Annotated in this window: 17 protein-coding genes; 7 read left to right on the forward strand and 10 right to left on the reverse strand. The window is 54.9% G+C overall.

Annotated elements, in window-relative coordinates:
* Position 1 precedes the first annotated feature (1 nt).
* Entirely contained in the window at positions 2–1,285 is a 1,284-nt protein-coding gene (gene envC, locus HVX64_RS00810) for a murein hydrolase activator EnvC (RefSeq protein WP_042998610.1), read from the reverse strand.
* A gap of 9 nt (positions 1,286–1,294) precedes the next feature.
* A complete protein-coding gene (gene gpmM, locus HVX64_RS00815) occupies positions 1,295–2,839 on the reverse strand; it encodes a 2,3-bisphosphoglycerate-independent phosphoglycerate mutase (RefSeq protein ID WP_044254337.1) in 1,545 nt (514 codons plus the stop codon).
* A gap of 247 nt (positions 2,840–3,086) precedes the next feature.
* On the opposite strand from gpmM, the gene HVX64_RS00820 reads away from it, so the two are divergent.
* From HVX64_RS00820 to cysE, 5 genes are all read left to right on the forward strand, one after another.
* Positions 3,087–3,518 carry a rhodanese-like domain-containing protein gene (locus HVX64_RS00820; protein WP_042998608.1) on the forward strand — a complete coding sequence of 144 codons (432 nt, stop codon included), beginning with the start codon at positions 3,087–3,089 and terminating at the stop codon, positions 3,516–3,518.
* A gap of 32 nt (positions 3,519–3,550) precedes the next feature.
* The gene (grxC, locus tag HVX64_RS00825) at positions 3,551–3,802 is read left to right on the forward strand and encodes a glutaredoxin 3 (RefSeq protein ID WP_012908148.1); all 252 of its coding nucleotides are present in this window, start codon (positions 3,551–3,553) and stop codon (positions 3,800–3,802) included.
* A 62-nt stretch (positions 3,803–3,864) separates the two neighbouring features.
* A complete protein-coding gene (secB, locus tag HVX64_RS00830) occupies positions 3,865–4,332 on the forward strand; it encodes a protein-export chaperone SecB (protein WP_003024155.1) in 468 nt (155 codons plus the stop codon).
* Complete coding sequence (gene gpsA / locus HVX64_RS00835; RefSeq protein WP_042998607.1) at positions 4,332–5,351, forward strand: NAD(P)H-dependent glycerol-3-phosphate dehydrogenase; 1,020 nt, start codon at positions 4,332–4,334, stop codon at positions 5,349–5,351. The genes secB and gpsA overlap by 1 nt, the downstream gene beginning before the upstream one ends.
* A gap of 79 nt (positions 5,352–5,430) precedes the next feature.
* On the forward strand, positions 5,431–6,252 hold the full coding sequence (gene cysE / locus HVX64_RS00840) for a serine O-acetyltransferase (RefSeq protein ID WP_042998606.1): 822 nt from the start codon (positions 5,431–5,433) through the stop codon (positions 6,250–6,252).
* A 78-nt stretch (positions 6,253–6,330) separates the two neighbouring features.
* On the opposite strand, the gene trmL is transcribed toward cysE, so the two are convergent.
* The 5 genes from trmL to HVX64_RS00865 all read right to left on the reverse strand — a co-directional run bounded on the left by trmL (position 6,331) and on the right by HVX64_RS00865 (position 11,078).
* On the reverse strand, positions 6,331–6,807 hold the full coding sequence (gene trmL, locus HVX64_RS00845) for a tRNA (uridine(34)/cytosine(34)/5-carboxymethylaminomethyluridine(34)-2'-O)-methyltransferase TrmL (RefSeq protein WP_042998605.1): 477 nt from the start codon (positions 6,805–6,807) through the stop codon (positions 6,331–6,333).
* Positions 6,808–6,846: 39 nt separating this feature from the next.
* Positions 6,847–8,034 (reverse strand): FMN-dependent L-lactate dehydrogenase LldD, encoded by a 1,188-nt coding sequence (gene lldD / locus HVX64_RS00850; protein WP_042998604.1) that lies wholly within the window; start codon positions 8,032–8,034, stop codon positions 6,847–6,849.
* Complete coding sequence (gene lldR, locus HVX64_RS00855; RefSeq protein WP_042998603.1) at positions 8,031–8,807, reverse strand: transcriptional regulator LldR; 777 nt, start codon at positions 8,805–8,807, stop codon at positions 8,031–8,033. Before lldR ends, lldD begins: the two co-directional genes overlap by 4 nt.
* Positions 8,804–10,459, reverse strand: coding sequence for an L-lactate permease (lldP, locus tag HVX64_RS00860; RefSeq protein WP_044254331.1), 1,656 nt, complete (start codon positions 10,457–10,459; stop codon positions 8,804–8,806). Before lldP ends, lldR begins: the two co-directional genes overlap by 4 nt.
* Positions 10,460–10,715: 256 nt before the next feature.
* On the reverse strand, positions 10,716–11,078 hold the full coding sequence (locus HVX64_RS00865) for a YibL family ribosome-associated protein (protein ID WP_042998601.1): 363 nt from the start codon (positions 11,076–11,078) through the stop codon (positions 10,716–10,718).
* Positions 11,079–11,365: 287 nt separating this feature from the next.
* On the opposite strand from HVX64_RS00865, the gene HVX64_RS00870 reads away from it, so the two are divergent.
* A complete protein-coding gene (locus HVX64_RS00870; protein ID WP_042998600.1) occupies positions 11,366–11,572 on the forward strand; it encodes a hypothetical protein in 207 nt (68 codons plus the stop codon).
* A 15-nt stretch (positions 11,573–11,587) separates the two neighbouring features.
* Here the strand turns inward: HVX64_RS00870 and mtlR are convergent, their stop codons facing one another.
* From mtlR to mtlA, 3 genes are all read right to left on the reverse strand, one after another.
* Positions 11,588–12,175, reverse strand: coding sequence for a mannitol operon repressor MtlR (gene mtlR, locus HVX64_RS00875; RefSeq protein ID WP_046401674.1), 588 nt, complete (start codon positions 12,173–12,175; stop codon positions 11,588–11,590).
* 2 nt (positions 12,176–12,177) lie between these two features.
* The gene (gene mtlD / locus HVX64_RS00880) at positions 12,178–13,323 is read right to left on the reverse strand and encodes a mannitol-1-phosphate 5-dehydrogenase (protein WP_042998598.1); all 1,146 of its coding nucleotides are present in this window, start codon (positions 13,321–13,323) and stop codon (positions 12,178–12,180) included.
* Positions 13,324–13,459: 136 nt separating this feature from the next.
* On the reverse strand, positions 13,460–15,373 hold the full coding sequence (gene mtlA / locus HVX64_RS00885) for a PTS mannitol transporter subunit IICBA (RefSeq protein WP_042998597.1): 1,914 nt from the start codon (positions 15,371–15,373) through the stop codon (positions 13,460–13,462).
* A gap of 530 nt (positions 15,374–15,903) precedes the next feature.
* On the opposite strand from mtlA, the gene HVX64_RS00890 reads away from it, so the two are divergent.
* Positions 15,904–16,266, forward strand: a complete 363-nt coding sequence (locus HVX64_RS00890; RefSeq protein WP_044254559.1) for a DUF3302 domain-containing protein — start codon at positions 15,904–15,906, stop codon at positions 16,264–16,266.

A 16,266-nucleotide genomic window follows, 5' to 3' on the forward strand; every position in this document is an offset into this window, starting at 1 on the left:
CTTATCTTCCCAACCACGGTTGTGGATTGACGGCCTGACCCTGGCGACGAATTTCGAAATAGAGCGACGGTCGACCCTGACCCCCGCTGCTACCCACCAGCGCAATCGGCTGGCCGGCGCGAACCTGCGTACCGACACTGACCAGCGCACTCTGGTTGTAGCCATAAAGACTCATGTCGCCCTTGCCGTGTTCAACGACGACGACCAGTCCGTATCCCTGCAGCCAGTCCGCCAGAATGACGCGACCATCGGCAATGGCTTTCACTTCAGTGCCTTCAGACGCACCGATAACCATCCCCTTCCAACGTAGCTCACCTTGCAGTTGTTCGCCATAGCGATGCAGCGTGGGACCGCGAACGGGCCAGAATGCCTGGCCGCGTGGCGAACCCAGACCGCCGGTGCGCGACATCAGCGATTTCTCACTGTCTGTGGGCTTGTACGTGGTGCCTTTGCGGGTGGCCTCTTTCTGGCGATTACGTACCGCTTCCGCCTCGCGTGCTTCGCGTTCGGCACGGGCTTTGGCGGCCGCCTCGGCACGGGCAATGCTGTTACGCAAACGGGATTCGTTGGCGCGCAGTTCACTGAGCTGTTGCTGGCCTTGCTGAATGGAGGATTCCAGCCCGGCGAGGGTTTTCTTACGTTCGTTACGCGCCTGTTCAAGCTTCGCCTGTTGGGCGCGCTGTTCATACAGCAGCGTCTGTTGCTGACTCTGCTTCTCTTCCAGTTCGGCACGCTGGGCGGCGACCTCTTCGCGAGTCTGCTTCAACTCGTTGATCGTCTCCTGGCGCGCCTGGTTCAGATAACCAAAGTAGGCCTGCAAACGCTGGCCGCGCTGGCTCTCTTCACCGCTGAGGATAAGCTGAATACCGGTGTGTTCACCCTGGCGAAACGCGGCATCCAACTGCGCGGCGAGGCTGCGCTCCTGGTTGGCTTTCTGCCGTTCCAGCTTCGCAATAGAAGCATTCATCTCATCGATTTGTTTGTTCAGTTGCGCAAGCGTGTTTTGCGTTTCACGTAACTGGCGTGCGGCGGCGGAGATGGCCTCTTCCTGCGCCTTCAGTTGCGCAAGCAGGCCAGAACGTTGTTGCTGTTGCTGACGAACAGCACGTTCTTTGGCGGCGATATCTGCCTGAATGGATTTAAGCTGATCGCGGTCATCCGCGTGGGCGGAAAAGGCGCACAACAATACGCCAGCGCTCACCACGCTGGCGTAAATCAAGGGCCTGACTGAAAACCGTCTTGGTTTCATGGCCCCATTTTCGCTATTTATCGTCTTTCCCCTCATGGGGAAGGATTATTCCACGATGAACAGCGGCTTACCAGTCATCTCTTGCGGGATTTCCATGCCCATCAGCGTCAACATGGTGGGGGCGATATCGGAAAGTTTGCCGCCTTCCACCGCTTTCACATTTTTGTTGCCGACATAAATCAGCGGAACCGGCAGGTTAGTGTGCGCGGTGTGCGCCTGACCGGTTGCCGGATCGCGCATTTGCTCGGCGTTGCCGTGGTCAGCGGTGATCAGCAGTTGACCGCCAACGGACTCAACCGCTTTTGCCACCTGCTCAACACAGTGGTCCAGCGCTTCAACCGCTTTTACCGCCGCTTCCATCACACCGGTATGACCGACCATGTCGCCGTTCGGGTAGTTACAGATGATGGTGTCGTATTTCCCGCTTTCGATAGCGGCTACCAGTTTTTCGGTCAGCTCTGCGGAGCTCATTTCCGGCTGCAGATCGTAGGTCGCCACTTTCGGTGAGTTGATCAGGATGCGGTCTTCACCGGTGAACGGTTCTTCAACGCCGCCGTTGAAGAAGAAGGTGACGTGGGCGTATTTTTCGGTTTCAGAGATACGCAGCTGCGTTTTGTCATTCTTCGCCATCCACTCGCCAAACGTGTTCGCCAGCGAGGCGGGCGGATAGGCAACGGCCGTTTTGATGTCCGCAGCGTATTCGGTCAGCATCACGAAGTTCAGATTAACCACTTTCTTGCGCGCGAAGCCGTCGAAGTCGGCGTTAACAAAAGCACGGGTGATTTCACGCGCGCGGTCAGCACGGAAGTTCATGAAAATGAGCGCGTCGCCGTCTTCCATCGCGGCATCGGCCTGGCCTGCGGCGCGGATCACGGTGGCTTTCACGAATTCATCGTTTTCATCGCGGGCATAGGCGGCCTGCAGACCTTCAACGGCGGTATTAGCCTGGAATTCACCCTGCGCCAGCGTCATCAGGTCATATGCTTTCTCCACGCGATCCCAACGGTTGTCGCGGTCCATCGCATAGTACCGGCCAATGATAGAGGCGACGCGACCTTTGCCCAGCGCGGCAAATTTCTCTTCGAATTTTTTCAGTGATGACTCAGCGCTGCGTGGCGGCGTATCGCGGCCATCGAGGAAAGCATGCAGATAGATTTTTTCTGCGCCACGCTCAGCGGCCAGTTCAACCATCGCCATGATGTGATCTTCGTGGCTATGGACGCCACCGGCAGAGAGCAGACCCATGATGTGCACGGCTTTACCGGCGTTTTTCGCCTGGTCAACCGCGGCGGTCAGCGTTGGGTTGGCAAAGAAAGTGCGTTCTTTAATTTCAACGTCCAGACGGGTCAGGTCCTGATACACGATGCGGCCCGCACCCAGGTTAACGTGACCGACTTCGGAGTTACCCATCTGACGATCGGGCAGGCCCACTTCCAGACCGGAAGCATCGATCAGGGTATGCGGGCGTTTTGCCCACAGCGCATCCATTACCGGGGTTTTGGCATTAAAAATGGCGTTATCCTGGCTGTCTTCACGGTAGCCATAGCCATCCAGAATCACCAGTACCATAGGTTTTTTAGAAACCGACATTGCGAAACCTCACACTCAAGAGACAAAAATAATTGCGTAATTTTACTACAGCTGAATCGATAAAATAGCCTCAGAAGATCAAAGAATGGGGCAGGCTGGTTCACGGATGGTACGGATTTGCACTTTTTTTTCCGTAGTGCCCCGCAAAAATGCAATCCATTGCACGCGCTGGCTGTATTTGCGCCAACGCGCAGGTATACTCCTGTCCTGGTTTTTTTAATCACTGAGTCGGGAGTTGTTACCCCCCATGCAAGAAATTATGCAATTTGTTAGCCGCCATCCCATACTGAGTATCGCCTGGATTGCGTTACTGGTGGCGGTTTTGTTCACCACGTTTAAAGGCCTGACGTCGAAAGTTAAGGTCATCACTCGCGGCGAAGCCACGCGTCGTATCAACAAAGAAGACGCCGTTATCGTGGATTTACGTCAGCGTGACGATTTCCGCAAAGGCCATATCGCGGGTTCCATTAACCTGCTGCCGAGCGAAATCAAAGCGAACAACGTGGGCGAGCTGGAAAAACACAAAGACAAACCGGTTATCGTGGTCGATGGTTCCGGCATGCAGTGCCAGGAAGCGGCAAACGCGCTGATCAAAGCAGGCTTTGAGAACGTGTCTGTGCTGAAAGAAGGCGTTGCGGGCTGGAGCGGTGAGAATCTGCCGCTGGTTCGTGGGAAATAATTTTCCCGACGTAAACGAATTTGGAGATAAGTATGGCCAATATCGAGATCTACACTAAAGCAACCTGCCCGTTTTGCCATCGTGCGAAAGCGCTGCTGAACAGTAAGGGTGTGAGCTTCCAGGAACTGCCGATCGACGGCGATGCCGTGAAGCGTGAAGAGATGATCAAGCGCAGCGGTCGTACGACGGTTCCACAGATTTTTATTGATGCACAGCACATTGGCGGCTGTGATGACTTGTATGCGTTGGATGCGCGTGGTGGACTTGATCCCCTGCTGAGCTAACGCTGGGCCATGTTATTGGCATCAAGCGCTATTTAAGGACAACACTAAAGGGTTTTCTACACATGTCAGAACAAAACAACACCGAAATGGCTTTCCAGATCCAGCGTATTTACACCAAAGATGTCTCTTTCGAAGCGCCAAATGCGCCGCATGTTTTTCAGAAAGATTGGCAGCCAGAGGTTAAACTTGATCTGGATACAGCATCTACTCAACTGGCAGATGACGTATACGAAGTGGTGCTGCGTGTTACCGTAACGGCTTCCCTCGGTGAAGAAACGGCGTTCCTGTGCGAAGTTCAGCAAGGCGGTATCTTCTCTATCAGCGGAATCGAAGGCACCCAGATGGCGCATTGCCTGGGCGCATACTGCCCGAACATTCTGTTCCCGTATGCCCGCGAATGCATCACCAGCCTGGTTTCACGCGGTACGTTCCCGCAACTGAACCTTGCGCCGGTTAACTTTGATGCGCTGTTCATGAACTATTTACAGCAGCAGGCTGGCGAAGGTACTGAAGAACATCAGGATGCCTGATGAACCAAAGTAATGCTTCAATGACTGTGATCGGTGCCGGCTCGTACGGCACCGCTCTTGCCATCACCCTGGCAAGAAATGGCCACCAGGTTGTCCTGTGGGGCCACGATCCTAAACATATCGCGACCCTTGAGCACGATCGCTGCAATGTCGCGTTCCTCCCGGATGTGCCTTTCCCCGATACGTTACGCCTCGAAAGCGACTTAGCTACTGCGCTGGCGGCCAGCCGCGATATTCTGGTGGTCGTGCCAAGCCATGTCTTTGGCGAAGTATTGCGACAGATTAAGCCTCTGCTGCGTCCTGACGCGCGTCTGGTCTGGGCAACCAAAGGGCTGGAAGCAGAGACGGGACGCCTGTTGCAGGATGTTGCCCGTGAAGCGCTGGGCGATAAAATCCCGCTGGCAGTGATTTCCGGACCGACGTTCGCGAAAGAGCTGGCGGCAGGCATGCCGACGGCCATCTCCCTGGCCTCCACTGACGACACCTTTGCTGACGACCTACAGCAACTGCTGCATTGCGGTAAGAGTTTCCGTGTCTACAGCAACCCGGATTTCATCGGCGTTCAGTTGGGCGGCGCGGTGAAGAACGTGATTGCGATTGGCGCAGGAATGTCTGACGGCATTGGTTTTGGCGCTAACGCCCGTACTGCGCTAATTACGCGTGGCTTGACAGAGATGTCGCGTCTGGGCGCGGCGCTGGGCGCCGATCCCCAGACCTTTATGGGAATGGCCGGGTTAGGCGATCTGGTGCTGACCTGTACCGACAACCAGTCGCGCAACCGCCGTTTTGGCATGATGCTCGGTCAGGGCATGGATGTACAAGGCGCGCAGGACAAGATTGGACAGGTGGTTGAAGGCTACCGCAATACAAAAGAAGTTCGCGAGTTGGCGCACCGTTTTGGTGTCGAAATGCCAATAACCGAGGAAATTTATCAAGTATTATATTGCGGAAAAAACGCGCGCGAGGCAGCATTGACGTTATTAGGTCGTGCACGCAAGGATGAGCGAAGCAGCCACTAGTCTCAAGGATCCGTTTTTAAAAAATGACCCGGCCCGCGAAGAACGGGCCGGTCGTTAGCCTCATTACCTGGAGCCCGCAATGCCGTGTGAAGAACTGGATATCGTCTGGAACAATATAAAAACCGAAGCCCGCGCTCTGGCAGACTGTGAGCCTATGCTGGCCAGTTTTTACCACGCAACGCTACTCAAGCATGAGAATCTGGGCAGTGCGCTAAGCTACATGCTGGCGAACAAACTGGCATCGCCCATTATGCCCGCCATTGCGATCCGTGAAGTGGTCGAAGAAGCGTACGCAGCAGACCCGGAAATGATCGCCTCAGCAGCCTGTGATATTCAGGCCGTCCGCACGCGTGACCCGGCGGTCGATAAATACTCCACTCCGCTTTTGTACCTGAAAGGTTTTCATGCCTTGCAGGCCTACCGTATTGGTCACTGGTTATGGAATGAAGGCCGCCGCGCGCTGGCAATCTTCCTGCAAAACCAGGTCTCCGTGACGTTCCAGGTGGATATTCACCCGGCGGCGAAGATTGGTCGTGGGATCATGCTCGATCATGCCACCGGCATTGTCGTCGGTGAGACGGCGGTGATCGAAGATGACGTGTCGATCCTGCAATCGGTCACCCTCGGCGGTACCGGTAAAACCAGTGGCGATCGTCATCCCAAAATTCGTGAAGGCGTGATGATTGGCGCGGGGGCGAAAATCCTCGGCAATATCGAAGTCGGACGTGGGGCAAAAATTGGCGCCGGTTCCGTGGTGTTACAACCCGTTCCGCCGCACACCACCGCCGCTGGCGTTCCGGCGCGCATTGTCGGTAAGCCAGACAGCGATAAGCCGTCAATGGATATGGATCAGCATTTCAACGGGATACACCATACGTTTGAGTACGGCGACGGTATTTGATCTCTTGCCCGGTGGCGCTGTGCTTACCGGGCCTACAAAACCGCAGGTCGGATAAGGCGACAGCCGCCATCCGACGATTCAAAGTGTGCGCAAGACTGCGCCAGGATATCCCAACTGGCGCCACGCCTCATACACCACCACCGACACGGCATTTGACAGGTTCATACTGCGGCTGTCCGGCATCATCGGAATACGTATTTTTTGTTCAGCGGGCAGGGCATCGAGAATGCTGGCTGGCAGACCGCGCGTCTCCGGACCAAACATCAGATAGTCGCCATCCTGATAGCTCACCGCGCTGTGTGCAGGCGTGCCCTTGGTCGTCAGCGCGAACATGCGCTGCGGTTTTTCAGCTTCGAGAAATGCAGCGTAATCATGATGGCGAACCACCGCAGTAAATTCATGATAATCCAGTCCCGCGCGGCGCAGGCGTTTGTCGTCCCAGGTAAAGCCCATCGGCTCAATAATATGCAGACGAAAGCCTGTGTTTGCGCACAGACGAATGATGTTGCCCGTGTTCGGCGGGATTTCTGGTTCAAATAAGACGATGTTGAGCATGCTGCCCCCTTAATTACGGGGGGCAGAATAACACTTTCATTACGCCGCATCACCTTGCGATAGCGGTGCCAGTGCGGCAGGGAGCTTGTTGATTTCCTGTACCAGGGAATCCTTGCTGATGTCGGTGATGGATTTCGCACCGGTCAGCGTCATGGCAACTTTCATCTCTTTTTCAATCAGATTCAGCAAGTTTGCCACTCCCGCCTGACCTGCCGTCGCCAGCGCGTACAGATACGCACGGCCCAGCAAAACGGTATCTGCGCCCAGCGCAATCATTCGCACCACGTCCAGCCCGTTACGGATACCGCTGTCCGCGAGAATGGCGATATCGCCTTTCACCGCATCGGCAATGGCGGGCAGTGCGCGCGCGGAAGAGAGCACGCCGTCCAACTGACGGCCTCCGTGGTTAGAGACCACAATCCCATCTGCACCAAAGCGAACGGCGTCGCGGGCGTCTTCCGGATCGAGGATCCCTTTTATCACCATCGGACCATCCCAGAACTCCCGGATCCACTCAAGGTCCTTCCATGAAATTGACGGATCAAAGTTGTTTGCCAGCCAGCCGATGTAATCTTCCAGTCCGGTTGGCTTGCCGAGGTAAGCGGAGATATTGCCGAGATCGTGAGGACGACCGTTCAGACCGACGTCCCACGCCCACTGTGGATGAGTGACCGCCTGCCAGTAGCGACGCAGCGCGGCATTCGGGCCGCTCATCCCGGAGTGAGCGTCACGATAGCGTGCCCCCGGCGTCGGCATATCGACCGTAAAGACCAGCGTTGAGCAGCCCGCCGCTTTTGCCCGTTCCAGCGCATTACGCATGAATCCACGGTCGCGCAGAACATACAACTGGAACCACATCGGACGGTTAATAGTGGGCGCGACTTCTTCTATCGGGCATACGGAGACGGTAGAAAGGGTAAACGGGATCCCTTTCGCATCGGCTGCCGCTGCAGCCTGCACTTCGCCACGGCGGGCATACATGCCGCACAGCCCGACCGGCGCCAGCGCCACGGGCATCGACAGTTTTTCGTTAAACAGCGTGGTTTCCAGGCTCAAGTCAGACATGTTTTTCAGCACGCGCTGGCGTAGCGCCACGTCCGATAAGTCTTCCACGTTACGCCGCAGGGTATGCTCCGCATACGCGCCGCCGTCGATGTAGTGAAACAGGAACGGGGGCAGAATGCGCTGGGCTGCGGCGCGATAATCGCTGGCGGCTGAAATAATCATGCTTTGTTCTCCCTGGGATTTTCATTGTGGTCGCCGGGCAGACGGGTAATGCGCGCCTGGCGGGCCTGGTCTTCATCAAATTGTTTAATGGTGGTATGGACGAAACTGAGGTGCGCCATCATCGCCTTACGCGCGCCGTCGGCGTCGCCCGCGAGAATGGCATCCAGTACGGCCTGATGTTGCTCCGTCAGCCGGGAAAAGACGGGCGGAACGAGATACATGCGCTGTCGGCTTTGCTTCACCGACGAATGCAGAACGTCGAAGAACCCGCGCATCGTTTGTAACAGCACCACGTTATGCGAGGCTTCGGCGATAGCCAGATGAAAACGAACGTCGGCCTGTGAGGCAAGATCCGGGTCTTCGCTGAGCGTGGCGTCAAAGCAGAGTTTGATTTTCTCTTTGTCGGCCGTGGTGGCGCGTATCGCCGCATGCCAGGCCGTACTGGCTTCGATGGCGTGTCGGGCTTCGAGAATATCGAAACTGTAATCCGGGTCGTCGGCCATCAGGGTTTTCAGCGGCTGAACGATGTTTTGTTCAGACCACTCTTCATGCTGCCAGCGGACAAACGTGCCACCGCCGCGACGGCTGAGTAGCACGCCTTCGCTGACGAGCTTTGCCAGCGCTTCGCGCAGCGAGTTACGCGAGACGCCAAGCTGTACCGCCAGTTGGCGCTCGGCGGGCAATTTCATGCCCGCTTCCAGCTGTTGTTCTTCAATCAGCGCCCGCACACGAGAGGCAACCTCGTCCGACAGGCGTCTGGGCATCACGATCATGGAATCATCCAGGTTAAGACGTAAGCCTGAAGCGTGGTGATAACGCCCACCATGCAGGTGAAAATCAGGCTGTGTTTGACGGTAAAACGGAACAGATCCGACTCTTTGCCGACCAGTCCGACCGCCGCACAGGCGATGGCGATGGACTGCGGCGAAATCATTTTTCCGGTGACGCCACCAGTGGTATTGGCCGCCACCATCAGCACATCGGACACGCCGATTTGCTGTGCGGCAGTTGCCTGCAGGGCGGCAAACAGCGCGTTAGATGAGGTATCTGAACCGGTCAGGAATACCCCCAGCCAGCCGAGGAACGGCGAGAAGAAGGTAAAGGCGCTGCCCGTGTGCGCCAGCGCTAACGCCAGCGTCGAAGAGAGCCCGGAATAGTTGGAGATAAACGCAAAGGCCAGCACCATCCCGATGGAGTAGATCGGCAGCGCCAGTTCCTTCAGCGTGCTGCCGAAGGTCTGAATGGCGGCGGAAGGCTTCATCTTCAGCCAGACGATTGACAGCAGTGCGGCGAACAGGATGGCGGTGCCGGTCGCGGAGAACCAGTCAAATTTATACACTGCCGCGTAGGCGGTGGCTTCGTGAACCACGGGCGGCATGCGGGCAACCAGTTTGTCGAGGAACGGGACCGGGATGTTAATCACCCAGTCGTACAGCGCGCCGCCGGGAGCGAACAGGGCTTTAAACGGCGGCACGCTCCAGAGGGTTACGGTGGCCGTCAGGAACAGAAACGGCGACCAGGCGCGAACAACCTGTCCGGCGGTATAGTTCGTGCGTGCCAGCGTCTGATCAACTTGTGATGCGCCCATATCGCCAAAGCGGAAGATGCGAACCGGCTGCCAGCGTTTCAGGAACAGCGTCAGACAGACCAGCGAGACCAGCGAGGAGATGATGTCCGGCAATTCCGGGCCGATAAAGTTGGAGCTGAGGTACTGAGCAATAGCGAATGAACCACCCGCCACCATGACCGCAGGCCAGGTCTCTTTCACGCCGCGCCAGCCATCCATGATCGCCATGATCCAGAACAGTACGATAATTGTCAGGAACGGTAACTGACGACCCACCATCTGGCCGATTTCAAAGCTGTCCAGCCCAGTCACCTGGCCGGCGACCAGAATCGGGATCCCCATGGCACCAAACGCCACGGGCGCGGTATTGACGATCAGGCACAGTCCAGCGGCATACAGCGGGTTAAACCCGAGACCTACCAGCAGCGCGGCAGTGATGGCAACGGGGGCACCAAATCCCGCCGCCCCTTCGAGGAAGGCGCCAAATGAGAAGCCGACGATCAGCATTTGCAAACGCTGGTCAGGGGTAATCGACAGAATGGACGAGCGGATGATGTCGAACTGCCCGGTTTTCACCGAGATTTTGTAAACAAACACTGCGGCGATAATGATCCAGGCAATCGGCCATAGACCGTAGAAGAAACCGTACACCACCGAGGCCAGTGCGTGATCGACCGGCATTTTGTAGAAGAGCAGCGCCACGGCCAGCGCGATCATCACCGTCCACGAAGCGGCAACATAGCCTTTCAGCTTGAGCTTAATCAGCGCGAAAAAGAAAAACAGAATCGGGAGCGATGCGATCAGACTGGAAAGCCAGATGTTACCGGCCGGATCGTAGTTTTGTTGCCAGAGATTCATTGCAGGTCTCCTGAGGACCACACGCACAATGCAGTGAGTCTGTGCTCATCTTTTCGTCACATTATGTGTAAAAGTGGTCCTGCCAATATTGTTGTGTAGGGATAATGACAACGAATGGTTAATCAAATGTTATTTATTGGCAACGTCAGTGTAGGCTTAAATTAATGAATTGTGAACCAGTGGTCGTAACTGAAGGGGATTGGTAGGGCCAATTAAGGGAGGGCCGGACAGCGGACGTGCTGCCCGGTATAAAAAATCAAAACTCGGTCTTTGCGAAGCCAGTCATCTCTTGCAGGCCCATTTCGCGGCCTAAGGCGGTCATTGGATGAACCACTACCAGACCGCGCACGCTTTTCTTCAGCTTGCCCATATCGGCCTGCTCTTTTTTGCTGATCGCACGACGGTACGGCAGGTTCATCAGTTTCTGCGCCTCTTTGCTCAGTTTTTGACTGTGAACGTCACGCAGACGGGCGATTTCTGCTTCCAGTGTGGCTTTCTCTTTTTCCAGCTCAGCGTATTTATCGGCGGCTTCAACCAGGGACAGATCGGCCTGCTGGTGGCGGATAGCGTCGAGGCGATCGCTCAGACGTTTGATTTCGTTTTTTTCGACTTCTTTCATGGGATGGCTTCTGATAGAAATATAGTGAATGGCCTATAGTATGCGCGCAGAGCGGGTTTATTCACAACTAATGGGATAATAATAATCAAATAACGCGAGTATTCATTTGCTAACTATTTTTATAACAGACTGATTAATTAAACATTTTAGACCATAACAGGATCATGTAAGAGATAATTTGCCGCCAATGGATTAAGCACGTTTTCCTTAATGTTATGACGCGGGCGATCCTACACTAAAATTGACCGTTGCGCTTAAGCACGGCGGGACCGCATGGAGGAGATAACATGGCAAAAATAGGCGAGAATGTTCCGCTTCTGATTGATAAAGCTGTGGATTTTATGGCCTCAAGTCAGGCGTTTAAAGAGTATCTGAATAAAATGCCTGCGCGTGATGACGTTCCGAGCGAAGTGCCTGCAGAAAATGCGCAGATGTACCTGCAACGACTGAATTATTACCGGCGCCTGTATCAACCCGTGCAGGAAAAGGAGTAGCAGGCAGAGCGAGGCCTACTTCTGGAAGGCTTTTTTTAAGCTGATTTTAGAAATCAGCTCAGTCAGGGAGAGAACCATCGTCGAGCGCACCGCTTGCTGGTAGCGCTGGATTTGCATGGCGTACAAACTGGGGTCGGCGGCGTCAAACTGCGGCGGGGGTGGCAGCGCCAGTACGCAGTGCAGTTCACCGAACGGCCCGAGAATCTCATCATCCGTAAAGGCATACTCATTGCCGTCATGATTCATCTCTTCGCGCATCGCCATCAGCAGCTCTGCGTCTTCATATTCAGGACGACTGAGGACGCCCAGACCGTAGATCAGTTTCAGGCGCACAGACAGATCGCCCAGCGGTCCGTCGCCGTCGAGTAACGGTTCTACAGCGTACTTCACTGCGTAGTCATCTTTGCGAAACACCTGAAGCACCAGAATGTTTACCGCCTCGGTGAGTAACTCCACGGCGGTGATCAGGAAGCTCCGTACGGTTTTGCCAGCATTCAGACGCTCAAGCACACGATTTTCAAAGGCCTGGGTTTGTTCCATTATTGCCTGCATATCTGACAATCTATTAATCAGGCGCAGGGGCTCCTGCGCCAGTTCCAGCATCATTACTTTGCGTTATATGCGCTAACGGCCTCGGCAACGACATCGCTGTTGATATCCAGCCCGGAAATCTGGGCCAGCGCAGTCTGTGGGCCTTTCTCGGCGATCAGCGCGGCCAGCTCCTGCGCCTGCGGATCGTCTTCGCTACGGAAGTGCATCGCGGCAGCAATCCCTTTGACCAGGTTAGCGTGCGGCAAATGGTATTCCAGCGTACCCAGCAACGGTTTGATTAAACGGTCACCCGCGCTCAGTTTACGCAGCGGCTGGCGACCAACGCGCTCAACGTCATCTTTCAGATACGGGTTTTCAAAACGACCGAGGATTTTCTGAATGTATGCCGCATGCTTGTCGGCATCAAAACCGTAGCGTTTGATCAGCACCGCGCCGCTCTCTTCCATCGCCCCTTTGACCACTGCGCGGATTTTCTCGTCGAGAATCGCGTCGCGGATGGTCTGATGACCGGTCAATTTTCCGAGGTACGCGGTTATAGCATGCCCGGTGTTCAGCGTGAAGAGTTTACGTTCGACAAATGCCATCAGGTTATCAGTTAATTCCATTCCCGGGATGTTCGGCAGCTCGCCTTTGAACTGGGTCTGGTCAACGATCCACTCGCTGAAGGTTTCGACAGTCACTTCCAGCGGGTCGTGGGTCGCAGAGGCTGACGGCGGCACGATGCGGTCAACGGCGGAATCCACGAAGCCGACATGGGTGTCAACCCAGGCTTTGTCGTCTTCAGCCAGCGCGTTCAGCACATGACCTTTCAGTTGAGTGGTGCCTCGTACCATATTTTCACAGGCGATGATGTTCAGCGGGGTGGTGATCCCTTGCGCTTTGCGTTTGACCAGGCCTTTGGCGATGGCCGGAGCGATGCGCTCCAGCACGACCGGGCCAACGGCCGTGGTGACCAGGTCAACCTGGGCGATCAGCTCAACAACATCATCGCCAATGCTGCTTACCGCATTGACGCCAGTCACGGTATCCACCTGCTCATTTTCACCCACAACGTGAACCTGGTAGCTATGACGGGCATTCAGGGCGTCGAGCACGACCTGATTTACATCAGCGAATGTCAGTTGTATCCCCGCGTCCGCCAGCAGTTTGCCGATAAAGCCACGACCGATATTACCTGCGCCAAAATGTAATGCTTTCATAGTAGTAACCTTCATTAATGTTTTTACCCGAGAGGGCTGGGGTGAGGGGTTATCTGTTGCTCCCTCACCCAAACCCTCTCCACAAAGGAGAGGATTGGGTCGGCCCGATAAGCGCAATGTCACCGGGCCTCGGGGTTTACTTACGACCCGCCAGCAGCGCCAGCACTTCATCAACGCTGGTGGTGTTAGCCAGGCGTTCGATGACGGATTCGTCATCCAGCGCGTTGGTCAGGCTGGTAATCACCTGAATGTGCTCGTTGTTGCGAGCGGCGATACCGATCACCAGACGGGCGATGTCGTCGTCTTCTTCACCGAAACGAACGCCTTGCGGGTACTGGCAGAACACGACGCCGGTTTTCAGTACGCGGTCTTTCGCTTCAACGGTACCGTGCGGAACGGCGATAGACTCACCCAGATAGGTTGGGGTCAGTTTCTCACGTTCCAGCATCGCATCGACATATTCTGGCTCAACGTAACCGCCTTTCACCAACTGCTCACCGGCGAAGCGAATCGCTTCTTCTTTGGTCGTTGCCGTACGTCCGAGGAAGATATTCTCCGCACCCAGTTTGAACAGGTTGTTATCCCCTTCGTCAAAGCTGTCTTTCAGGCTGTCGCGGACTTTGACTTCATTGTCAGTGTGGCGCTGAGCGGCAACCAGACGCTCGGTCAGGCTGGAGTACAGGCCGCTGTCGAGGAAGTTGGTCAGCGAAATATGCTGCGCCTGCGGAACCTGACGCATTGCACGTTCGGTGAGATCGCGGTGAGTGATGACCAGGTCAACATCCGGCGGCAGGTTGTTAATCGCGCTGTTGGTGACCGAGATCTGGCTCAGACCGGCATCCTGCACTTTCTTACGCAGTACGCCGGCGCCCATTGCGCTGGAACCCATACCGGCATCACAGGCAACGATGATTTTACGCACGTGGCTCAGGTCGTTGGTGACATCGCCAGCAGACAGCGGAGTACCGCCTTTGGATTCAGCTTTCATGTCATGCATACGGCGGGTCGCCGCTTCAATGTCATCGTCTTCTTTCACTTTGCTGGTTTTCAGCAGAATGGCAGAGACAACGAAGGAGACCGCCATCGCCGCACAGATTGCCGCGATGTTAGCGAAGTAGGCGCCTTTTGGCGTCATCGCCAGCACTGCCAGGATTGAACCCGGAGAAGCCGGAGAAACCAGACCGCCGTTCAGGAGAGTCAGCGTAAACACACCCGTCATACCGCCGAGGATAACGGCGAGGATCAGACGCGGGTTCATCAGCACATACGGGAAGTAAATTTCGTGGATACCGCCCAGGAAGTGGATGATTGCCGCACCGCCTGCAGACTGTTTAGCGCTACCGCGACCAAAGAACATGTACGCCAGCAGAACACCCATCCCCGGACCCGGGTTGGCTTCAATCAGGAAGAAGATGGATTTACCCAACTCATGGGACTGCTGAATACCCAGAGGTGAGAAGATACCGTGGTTGATAGCGTTGTTCAGGAACAGGATTTTCGCTGGTTCAACGAAGATAGACGCCAGCGGCAGCATGTCATGGACAACCATGAAGTTAACGCCTGCAGCCAACACTTTCGACAGAACTTCAACTGCTGGACCAATGCCGAGGAATGCCAGAATGGCGAGGATCATACCGATGATGCCAGCGGAGAAGTTATTCACCAGCATCTCAAAACCGGATTTGATCTTACCGTCTACCCAACCATCGAAATGTTTGATTGCCCAGCCGCCCAGAGGACCGGCGATCATTGCACCGAGGAACATCGGCATGTCTGCGCCGACGATCACGCCCATGGTGGTGATTGCGCCCACCACGCCGCCGCGTTCGCCACCCACCAGTCTACCGCCGGTATAACCGATCAGCAGCGGCAGGAGATAGGTGATCATTGGGCCAACCAGCTTCGCCAGCGTTTCGTTTGGCAACCACCCTGTCGGAATAAATAGTGCAGTGATAATACCCCACGCGATAAACGCGCCGATATTTGGCATCACCATATTGCTGAGGAATCGACCAAAGCTTTGCACCTTGATCTTAATATCGGATGACATAAAAACACCCCTTCTTATGTTTGCTATCGCGCAGGCTGGAAGCCCGAGGTTTTGTTAATGTAGCGGCAGAGGTAGCCGGACCCTGTAGATACTGCGAAATCTGGCACTGAATCGTTAAGCTGTCCAGTCAGCGACCCTTAATGTGATTTGTGTCACATAAATATAGGGGGTAGGGAGGTAATTGATGTGACATTAATCACAAAACTGCTGTGTAAAAAAACAACAAACCGTCGTTCTGAACCATTAATGGCATTAATTTGTGATGTAATTCACGTTTTATCTTTGGCTGTTTGTTGAATGTTTGTGATGTGAATCACAATAAATATTCATCCAGATTTGTCCCGATGTGATCCTGGGCAGATTCCTCTCGTTGCCACCTGGCCTGATGTCATTAAATAACCATCTGGCGTGAAAAATAGTCTTTGGCGTGATGGCGAAAATGCATAACTCCCATTATGTTCAAATCATCAGCCAAATTGCATTCGGCTGCCTGCAATAAAAACTCAAATGGGCGTGAAGTCGAGGCGGATATGTTTCTAAATTATTTCGCGTTAGGTGTGCTGATTTTCGTCTTTCTGGTGATTTTTTACGGCGTTATTGCCATCCATGATATCCCCTATTTAATTGCGAAGAAACGCAACCACCCGCATGCCGATGCTATTCATACCGCAGGCTGGGTGAGTCTGTTTACGCTCCATGTGATCTGGCCGTTTTTGTGGATTTGGGCAACCCTCTACCAACCGGAACGCGGCTGGGGGATGCATAATCACATCACGTCGCCGGGACAAGATCCTGATCCTGAAATTGCCGCGTTATCTGCGCGTATTACACAACTCGAGAAAAAACTGGCCGAAGTTAACACGGCTGACAATACGACGTTTCCGGAGAGTTAA

It is taken from the genome of Citrobacter sp. RHB20-C16, from assembly GCF_013890155.1.
Taxonomy (GTDB): Bacteria; Pseudomonadota; Gammaproteobacteria; order Enterobacterales; family Enterobacteriaceae; genus Citrobacter_A; species Citrobacter_A amalonaticus.